The organism is Aquidulcibacter sp., from assembly GCF_044346625.1.
Taxonomy (GTDB): Bacteria; Pseudomonadota; Alphaproteobacteria; order Caulobacterales; family Aquidulcibacteraceae; genus Aquidulcibacter.
The window spans coordinates 1-9,290 of the sequence record NZ_JBIIYV010000087.1 but is presented as its reverse complement, the minus strand read 5'-3'; the positions used below and the strand labels follow the sequence as shown (position 1 = coordinate 9,290).

Genomic DNA, 9,290 nt, shown 5'->3' with positions numbered 1-9,290 from the left:
ATCTTGCAAATCCGAATACTTCAAACCGCCGAAAACCCATTCAATGGCAATGGGATGGGGATTGTTCACAGGCGACTAGGTATAGAGTTTCGGGCACCTTGGGCGGGCATCGCCTATGTCTTTACACCGGACGGGCGGACAGGTGGCTGGCTTCTGCTAATGCGCATATGCGGCGTAATCCTGACCCTGCCGGGGATAGGGCTAGCCCTTCTCTTCGCGGGGCCTTTGCCCAAATGGCCAAAGAAGCTCGACCGCTTTGCCTACGGCGGACATTTGCTCGATCAGGCTCGGTCATCAGGGGTCATAGTGGGCCATGCGAAGGGCCTGCCTTGGCAGAAGGTTCCAGACCTTGTCAGGCTTGGTCCGTCTACGGACATTCTGGTTCTTGGCTCGGGGCCGATGGCAACAGGCGTGTTCCATGCAGCGCTTAAAAGCTTTGATGGCGCGATCCTGCGCTTTGGTAAGGAAAGGCTCTTGGGTGGCCTGATTGATGACCGTGAGGTCTTGCGCGTGGCTGAAGGTGCCATCGCCAACTTCCCGCTTGATCCGTTGCGGCAGGTCCGTACCGGTGTTCTGGCATGGGGGGATGTCTGGGCGATGCTGTCGCCGTGTGGCTTCACAGAGCGCCAGCGACTTTTAGCAACCGCTCTTCTGGTTCATGGGCTTGAGACAGCTCCTCCCTATGAGCGCACCTTTGTCGGGGTCATGGCAAAGCTACCCAGTTCCGATCAGCTCTATGCGCGTCTCCACGGTTGGCTAGCTGGGACAGAGTTCTTGAAGCCTGCCGCCTATGATCAAGTGACAGCCTTGCTGGCCTTCTGGGCACAGTCTCAAGAGCAAGTCGCTGAGGATCTGGCGCTCATCCCCGAGCGCTTGTGGACCACGCAGAAGGGGTGGAGCTTTAATCTGGGCTGGGCAACCCTGCCCACACTTGCCAACATCTGTGAGTATGGCCCCCGCGTTCTCTCTATCGAGATCAGATCTCGGAACAAGCGGGACGACCTAGACCCTGTGAGCCTGCCCATGATGCATGCGATCACGCAGCTTCGTATCTTGTTCCGCGAAGCCCTGACGTCTGGCAATCGCCCTATGTTGATCGCCCTAGAGCCTGACATGCCCGATGATCTGGCTTGGATGATCAAGGCGGTCCATGCTGATCTCAAGCGAAGCGGGGTCTCTTTCCTCGTGCACGCGAGAGCGCCAAGGGACATACGCGCTGCCTTCAAGCTTGGGGGCAAAGAACCCATGTGCTCGGTCTTCGACACCGTCATCATGACAGAGCCCGACTATATGACCTTTATCGAGGTGGTGGATAATCACGCAATCTCGAGTGAAGGCGTTAGGCATGTTCGTCGTGGTGAGATGCTCATCGCGGAGGCTGGTCGTCAGCCGGTTCGCTTAGATCCTGCAGTGCCTGACATGCTCCCAATGGCTTCCTATATCCCGACCGAGCCAGTCCAAAGGCCAGAGCCTTGGAGCGAGCCAGCGGTCACGTATCCGCTGGGCGAAAGTCTGCCCAAGCAGGTAGTGGTGAAGATACCCAACCAAAAGGTGACAAAGCGACAGGAGATTGTCCCTGTCACTGCGAGCCAGGGCACGCCATCCAAAGCTTCAAAGTCCCAGCCGCTGGTGACCAAGGATGATCTCACTTCGGGGACAGCGCGGCTGAAGCGCGCGTTGGCGAAGCGGACTGGTGGCACTACTTCTTCCCAAGCTCGCTTGATCTGAGGGCACTCTTATGACCACACGCAAACAACTTACCCTCCATCTCGATGACACCACTGCCCGCGCACTTGATCACGAGGCCAAGCTACGCCGTCTCACTCTCTCGCGAGCGGCAAACGATGCCCTCAAGCGCGTCCTCATTCATGACCGCGCTGACGCCATCGCCGATACGATCAAGGCGCGGCTTGATCGGTTGGATCAGCGGGATCTGGCGCGGGGGCGGGAGTTGGCTATCCAGCGCGAAACCCTCCTCGCGTTCGTCCGAGTATGGTTTACCTATGCAGGACCTCTTGAGCGCGAGGATAACGATGATCAGGCTGAAGCGCTGTTTGATGCGTTTCTCGATGAGGTCGCGCGTGGGGTGCGTGGGTGAGGCGGATGTCAGTCATCTGACTTGGTGATGGCATATACGGCGCTCGGGCCTGCGGACTCATCTCGTTGTGGGCGAGCTTCCCAGTTGGCAAGTGTCGCCTCATATAAGAGGCCCGCTTTCTCCAAGACCCTAACTGACGCCATGTTTTCGGGATGGCAAGTCGCCCATACCCGAAAAATCTGAGGCTGAGCGATAGCCCAGTTTACAACTGTTGCGGCGGCTTCCGTGCCAAATCCTTGGCCCCAAGCCGCCTCAGCGAAAATGTAGCCAAAGTCCGCTTTGGGCGGCGAAACTCGCAGCTCGATGCACCCTAGCAATTTCCCGGTCGATTTCGAAACAACAGCCCATGGAAAGGCCGTACCTGCCTTCCAGCAATCAACGCATCGCGCGGCGAACGCTTCTGTCTCCGACAAGCTCTCGTGCGTCCGGAAGTTCATATAATACGTCGCAAGCGGCACCCCGGACCAAGCCTCGAATATAGCCACAGCGTCACTTTGTAGGATGGGACGCAGCCGAAGTCGGTTCGTCTCGATGTGCTCGGGCGGACGGATCATGCGTTAGGGTTACCAAATGCTCAAAAACAGGACAACCTAAAATCCGCTAAGGGGCGTGAGCGGCTGTTGGCGCTCGAGACATCTAAACCAGACCGCCAGCCTTCAGCCAAAGTCGCTAATTTTTGCCAAGAAAAATTAGTCTAAACTGCTTTGCAATAGGATTGTAGTTTTCAAGCGTCGCTCAACAAAAGGACAGCACCAAACAGCCCGCTGGCACCATGGCTTGCTTGTCCAAGTTACAACCAACTGCCGGTCGCCATCGATTGTCGCATACAGAATATGTGCGGTATGCTGAAACGGCAAAGTTATCCACACTTCCTTGCCCCGACTAAAGTCCGCAAACCTTGTTAGCAAACCAAAAATAGGTAACCAATTCGATCTATTTCGAAGTTTGATCCCGGCTGTAAAATATTGTTTTTTAAAAAACTGGTATCGCAAACAGGATTCGAACTTGCGACGCAATCATTGCCTAATTGACGCTCGACATAAAATAACTATCGTGGTTACCTGCGATAGAACGGTCGGTAGATAGGCTCAAAAGGTTGTCGCGGAAGAAATCAGCCTAACAAAGGCGACTTGTCCGGCGTGACAGGGGTTAAGCCAACGTATGGAGATTGAAGAATGCGTGAGCTAACTTTTAGAGAGTCAAATAAAGTTTCAGGCGGTAGGCAGGTTTGTTCTACTAAGGTAATCTGCGACGAGTGTGGATGTGTGATTGAAACAGTGTGTCTCACAGAAGAAGATCCTCTCGTACCCATCATCTGAACGCGGTACGGTCCACTTGACGGATTCTCGTCGAAGAGCTGGAAATTCCGCCTATTGTCGAGAGTTTATAAATCGATCAGGCCTTGCAGATTAGGGTAGAAAATGCCGCGATCCCCAAAAAAAACGTTTTTATCTTTTCTAATTTTGTTTTTTGCTATGGTAACGGTGCTGGTCCCACCCTCAGTGATATATGCTGCAACCTTTGCTGGCAGTTCAACCGTAACCCAAACTTCGTCTATTGAGAATTGTAGGATGGAAGGGCGAACAATAGTATTTTTCGGTGACTCAGGAGCTGAACTTTCGCTATGTTTGCTTAAACGACGAACGAGTAATCCAAGAATTCTAAAAATTACATCTCCCGGTGGTCAAGCTTCCGCATCCATGATGTCCGCTTACACCATTCGTGCCATGGGTTTATCGATAGTGGTTGATCGGTACTGTAACTCCAGCTGTGCAAACTATCTTCTTCCTGCAGCTAAATCAATAACTGTTCCTGAAGGATCATATGTGATGGTACACGGCTCGGTTGGTCCTCCGGAGGAAATGCGGGCAAAAATCATTGAAACAATGATGCGAGAAAGTCGTCTAACTAGAACTGAGGCGGAAGCCCAAATTGGTCCTTCAATGCGCGAATCCACTATCGCTTATGAGATGCAACAAAATTTCAAGCGCGATTTCAATATAAGAGATAATTTTTACGCGCAGCCGACTTTTAGAGAATTCCCAGTAGGTTCTGTAATTGTACTGAGAGAAAATGGAGAAAGAACAAACATGCTGGTGAGTGCCACGGCCGTTAGAGCTTGTTTACCGAGAGTTAAGGTGAATTCTTTTTGGTTTCCATCATCGAATGAACAAAAACTTGAAATAGTTAATCGTTTTAGTAGATCTACGATAGCTTTCCCAGTTGTAAATGACCCATTTGGCTGCTGAGTTGATCTAGCCTTCCTCAACTTGTAATTTGTTTAGGGCCAAAAAGGTCGGGAGTGATCCAAACTCTGTTTGGAGCGCGGTAGATCAGGGTTCCCAGATTGGTTAAACGCGGGTCGCGCCTTCCGGCTTCCTTGATTCTCGCAGGTTCTCATCGGTTAAGCAGTTGTTATGGCCTGATCCGCAGCAGGCTTGCAGCATTCATGTGTTTCGTGTTGCTGAGCGACCGATCTGTGATCTGTTTCCCCAAGCGACTAGGCGGTCTGACTGCTCTGTCCGCAGACGTGTTGCTTAGCAGGCAAGTCTGTTTTCCGTGATGCCCCAACCGGCCGCTACCAATTGCCATTCCGCAAGGTCCATTGATGTTAGCATAACCACCACCTTTGTCCGCAACTGTAGCAAGACTGGGCTTCGTCAGAGCGAAATCCTGATTGGGTTTAATACCAAGGATTAGGGCAATTGCCATAAGAGCGGTGCAGTTTTAGGTGGGGATGAAAGCCCTCTTCGTCCCATTTTCCAGCCCTTGCTAAGCTAGGAGATCACGATGAAACAAAGATCACAAGCTCTACTGACGGTGCTGCAGCACTAAGAAGCTATTTGAAACGTGCAGAAAACTCGGCCGCGCCGACACTTGTGTGGGCTCATTCGGCGAGGCGGGTTCAAATCGCAAAGACGACTTCGAAAGGGTTGTAATGACGGACAGGTCGCGAGACGCGAGCTAAGCCCTTGATTGCTCGTAACTTGGAGACCTTACATTGGCGTTTGTGGCATGGCCAAGTTGATTGTGCTTGAGACGCAGTCAAAGGCACAGAAAAATTGCTGCGCGCGTTCGACAACAATTTCTCTTTGGCGCCGCCACAATAGGATGTTTGGTCAATGATTTGGTCATGCATCGCATGAACTAGCGCCAGAAATTGCGCTGATCAGATTCGGTTGCCGAACACATTTTGACCCTGCGCAAGCACTATTTCGACACTGAATATGCAAGGAAAAATCCCTACCACATTTATCCAAACCCCAAATCTCAATCACTCCCCGACTCTGGGAGAGTTGGGTTTCTATACCCCAATCCGCGCCCATTGCTCATCAGAAAGTCAAAATAAATCAGTCATGATCCATCACTTCATCACAGAAACACTTGGATAAAAGTTTACCTAAACTGAGCATTTCACTCGCTCGTTATGGATCCCGATGCGTATCGTGAGTGTTCATCCGTGATTTAACTGCTCTTTCTCGGTACAACCCAGTCTGGCTTGTTTGTTTTTGGCGGCGGCGGTGGTGGTGGTGCGGTTTTTGCCTTTGGCGCCGGTAGAGGTGGAGAAGGCCGTGTTACTTTGCGCGCGGGCGGTGGTGTTGCAGGGCGTCGGGTTGAGCGCGCCTTAGGTTTTTTTCTAGCGCAGAAGCAGTTGGTGTGGCCTTTTGGCGTAACGCCGGAGCTTTTGTTGTAGCTGGTGGACTGGCGGCGGCTGTTGGCGGCGACTTTGTGGGTCGCAGCTTTGGTGACGTTGGGGAGGCCGTAGGCCGCGCCGCAGCTCTGACGGGTTGTGGCGATGGCCGTTCTAATTGAGGTCTTGGCGCGGCCAAAGGCGGCGCGACGACAGTGGTATGTGACTTTAGTGGCCCGACACCCGGTTGAGCAGGCTTGGGTTCAGTCGTTGGTGGGGTTGGTAGCGGTGTAACTGACTGGGCTGGCGGAGGCGACTGAGCGGGATTAATAATTGCTGGTGCCCGGAGAGGGTTCGCTGCTGGCATTGTGACGCTGGGCTTGAGTGGTTTACGAAACCGCAAAGTCATGCGGTCGCTTTCGCCGATATCGTCAAACCGTGTTCGATTAAAGCCCGGGTCATCGGGGTGCCCAATCGGGGACGTGCGCGATACAGGTGGCAAAGTCCAAACACCAAAAGGATGATCTTTTGTATCGGCTGGGTTGGCGTTGATTTCAGAACGGCCGATCAATTCAAAACCAGCTTCGAGCGCCAGTTGGATCACAAAGTCTTCGCGAACGTAGCCAGCGCTGGCAAGAGGATCTTGTGGCTCATCAGTTCTACCGCGATGTTCTTCAATGCCCAAAATGCCGCCAGGTTTTAAAGCCAAAAAGAAATCGCCAAAAGCCTTCTCGGCCCAGCCGTCTGCCATCCAATTGTGGATATTGCGGAATGTCAAAACACTGTCGACGCTGTTGGGCTTTGCTAAAGGGCCAGACCAGGGACTAAATGGAACTACGTTAACTGAACCATAAGTGTCTTGATCTGCCTCAAACCGGTCGCGATAGGCATCAACGATCTGGCGTACAGCTGAGAAGTTCGATGAGTTCGCGTCCCAATGCCCGACTATGAGTTTGCCACCGCCCTGTTTCAAGTAGGCGCCCAGAATGGATGTGTACCACCCTTGGCCGGGCCAAATTTCAATCACCGTATCAGTTGGGTGCACACCGAAAAACTGCAGGGTCGCAGCCGGATTGCGCCACCGATCACGTTCAGGTTCAATTCGTTGAGGTCCGGAAATCGCGCGTTGCAAAGCCGCTTGCGCTGCAGGGTCGAGCAACGGTACGTAGGTCGTTGGTGTCGTTGGTGTCGTTGGTGTCGTTGGTGTCGTTGGTGTCGTTGAGTCCCTCGCTGCGTCGTCAGGTGGTGTTTGGCTGTAAGCCGCTGCACTAGGGCTCAATGCCAATAGAAGTAACGTACTGACCCATACCCAAGCGCGAAATCTCATGAGCCTTTTCCTTTTGAGACTACTGTACAACGCCACCTGTGGGTGCAAACGCCCCATCATCGCCAAGCTAGCCGCGTTTCGCTTTGCTTCTCAACCCTCTAGGAGAATTAATTGATTTCATGCGATTCTATTGATTGGTGCTCACCACTCCCCTTGGATGGTATGTCGCGCTGACCTTCAAGCAATTGCCAACGAACTAGCGCCCAATTGCGGTGAGTTTGTTAAAAAAGCATCATAGTTTGATGCGTTGAACTTTGTATCGTTTCTCGCGAGGACATCATGAGTACGATCGACTTAACCTCGCTTTATTGCACCACCTGTGGATTTGACCTCATAGCACATCTGATTGAAACCGCCTGGTACCTCGATACGGCAACCATAAGAACATCGAGCAAACCGGCGGTGACGCCTATCAGATAGAGCTCGCTACTGCCGATTTTGGACCGGAAGATCTGCCCATTGAATTCAGAGATGGCTTAGTGATGGTTACTGGCAAGAAAGCCGTTACACATGAAGCAAAGACCTTTTTGCACCATAGCATTACTGAAAAATTTGATGGCAAGCTGCGTAACAATTTGTTGACCGAAGACGTGTTCGAGAACTTGGGTCATGCAAAACGAGGTCTCAGCCTATGGCCACTCGATTAAAAGATTCGCGACCCCATTACGGAATCGGGGAGCTTGCACCCCCTGTGCACCGAACGCTCTCGCTATCTGGAAGCACCGTTACCGGCGCGCTTGCCTAACCCCAAACTTGGCGGTATGGGCCAGTAGGGTCTTCTTAGTGAACGAGGGGCCTAAGGGCTCAGGTCAGAATGAACTACGGCCGGATAACAAAATATTTGATTTTTGCAGCCGCAGGATTGGGTGCTTTCAGTAGGCTGGAAGCTTCAACTTCTAACGCGGGCAACATGAATGGTCCGAGTATTGGTCCCGCAAGCGATGAGGAGCTGACTATCAGCTTGATTGGCGTGCCAGAGGCGTATCAGCTATTACGTGATCGAGGCTACTCGAAGTGTTCACTCAGCGAAGTCGACCGGTCGGTTACCTTAAGCTATATTGGCAGTACCGATCACCAGCTTCTGGCCTGCCTAAGCCGCTTGCCGGCGCTAGTGCCAGCCGGCGGCGAGTTCACTCTTAATATGTCGTCGTTTGGTGGTGACGCTATATCCGCGGCACTCGCTGGTCTTTATTTGTCAAATTTTAGGGCGACTGTAGTAGTTGACGGACCGTGCTTCTCGAGTTGTGCTAACTATGTCGCGACAGCAGCGAAAAGGCTCGTAGTTAAACCATATTCGTTTTTGGGCCTTCATGGGGCACCCATGCAGTTTACGGCTGCCAATGCAAAAAAGTTAGAAGATAGCATAATGGCAGATCCAACGGTATCTGATGAGCGAAAGTCCGGCCGCATTAGAGCAAGTTTAGATGCTGCGAAAAAAGCTAGTGATGTTCACTTACTCGCCAAACAGGCATTAAATGTTGGATCGCAATGGTATGAGCTGAACCTTATTGTTCCGCGAGCTCAAACTGGTGCTGCAACTAATATGATTTTCATTCCCAGCGAAGATATGACAGCAAAGTGTCTAAAAGGCTTAGAACAATTGTCTTTTTGGGAGTGGTCATCTGACACAGATCGCGAAGCCTTCCGGAAGTTTTTCCCTGGAGAGAGCAGATTTGTTTATGTCAATCTTGAAGGCCAAGGCACTTGTAACTAGGATCTTTTTTTAGCCTGGGTTACCAAATCAATTGAATTCTGCGTCACCGCGGCTTCCAAGTGGCTATCTGTTCAGGGCCATAAGAGTGGTCTGCTTGGGACAGACAGCGGTGTAAGTAAATGGCCAATCCGCTTGGCCAGCAATGCCAAGTGTTCGGGCAAGACAGCCAGGGAGTATGGTCACATGAGACATATACACGGCGTGCAAACAAATCGCTTGTTGATTGCAAGGACAATTGACCACAGCTTGCAAGATGAGATGGCCAGCGATTGCTCCGCAAAGGCGTCGTGATGGCGTTCTTGTTGGTTTGAACGCTCAAAAATCAACGACGCTATGCCAATTCAAGACAGTCTGATTTTGGCAAAAGCTGGCCGAAAGGAGATGGTCCGCTTCGGGGAGCGTGGGCGGCGAAAATTGCCATTCAAAAGTGAAAGAACCTTCCGTATAAACGGCGGATGCTTGGGGGCGGGCCCACAATCTGGACAGCAGACTTGAGCTATGTAAACAAAAGTTGAGAGGG

At 51.9% G+C, this 9,290-nt stretch carries 7 protein-coding genes; 5 read left to right on the top strand and 2 right to left on the bottom strand.

The features are described 5' to 3' along the window. Both ACIQ20_RS14575 and ACIQ20_RS14570 read left to right on the top strand, forming a co-directional pair. Positions 1–1,728 (top strand): hypothetical protein (locus ACIQ20_RS14575; RefSeq protein WP_395781530.1); only part of this gene is annotated, 1,728 nt, incomplete at its 5' end. Between the two features lie 10 nt (positions 1,729–1,738). Then, positions 1,739–2,098: a hypothetical protein gene (locus ACIQ20_RS14570; protein WP_395781528.1), complete on the top strand. Its 360-nt coding sequence runs from the start codon at positions 1,739–1,741 to the stop codon at positions 2,096–2,098. 8 nt (positions 2,099–2,106) lie between these two features. On the opposite strand, the gene ACIQ20_RS14565 is transcribed toward ACIQ20_RS14570, so the two are convergent. After that, positions 2,107–2,652, bottom strand: coding sequence for a GNAT family N-acetyltransferase (locus ACIQ20_RS14565; protein WP_395781526.1), 546 nt, complete (start codon positions 2,650–2,652; stop codon positions 2,107–2,109). A 1,017-nt stretch (positions 2,653–3,669) separates the two neighbouring features. On the opposite strand from ACIQ20_RS14565, the gene ACIQ20_RS14560 reads away from it, so the two are divergent. After that, on the top strand, positions 3,670–4,347 hold the full coding sequence (locus ACIQ20_RS14560; RefSeq protein WP_395781524.1) for a hypothetical protein: 678 nt from the start codon (positions 3,670–3,672) through the stop codon (positions 4,345–4,347). Between the two features lie 1,326 nt (positions 4,348–5,673). Here the strand turns inward: ACIQ20_RS14560 and ACIQ20_RS14555 are convergent. Continuing rightward, positions 5,674–7,056 carry a hypothetical protein gene (locus ACIQ20_RS14555; RefSeq protein ID WP_395781522.1) on the bottom strand — a complete coding sequence of 461 codons (1,383 nt, stop codon included), beginning with the start codon at positions 7,054–7,056 and terminating at the stop codon, positions 5,674–5,676. A gap of 356 nt (positions 7,057–7,412) precedes the next feature. Here ACIQ20_RS14555 and ACIQ20_RS14550 point away from each other — a divergent pair, with 356 nt between their 5' ends. Both ACIQ20_RS14550 and ACIQ20_RS14545 read left to right on the top strand, forming a co-directional pair. Next, a complete protein-coding gene (locus ACIQ20_RS14550; protein WP_395781532.1) occupies positions 7,413–7,703 on the top strand; it encodes an Hsp20 family protein in 291 nt (96 codons plus the stop codon). Positions 7,704–7,870: 167 nt separating this feature from the next. After that, the gene (locus ACIQ20_RS14545) at positions 7,871–8,770 is read left to right on the top strand and encodes a hypothetical protein (RefSeq protein WP_395781520.1); all 900 of its coding nucleotides are present in this window, start codon (positions 7,871–7,873) and stop codon (positions 8,768–8,770) included. Positions 8,771–9,290: the final 520 nt, after the last annotated feature.

Bases quoted from the DNA above. Each gene is read 5' to 3' on its own strand.
- ACIQ20_RS14570 (WP_395781528.1), top strand. From the start codon at position 1,739: ATGACCACACGCAAACAACTTACCCTCCATCTCGATGACACCACTGCC.
- ACIQ20_RS14565 (WP_395781526.1), bottom strand. From the start codon at position 2,652: ATGATCCGTCCGCCCGAGCACATCGAGACGAACCGACTTCGGCTGCGT.
- ACIQ20_RS14560 (WP_395781524.1), top strand. From the start codon at position 3,670: ATGGAAGGGCGAACAATAGTATTTTTCGGTGACTCAGGAGCTGAACTT.
- ACIQ20_RS14555 (WP_395781522.1), bottom strand. From the start codon at position 7,056: ATGAGATTTCGCGCTTGGGTATGGGTCAGTACGTTACTTCTATTGGCA.
- ACIQ20_RS14545 (WP_395781520.1), top strand. From the start codon at position 7,871: ATGAACTACGGCCGGATAACAAAATATTTGATTTTTGCAGCCGCAGGA.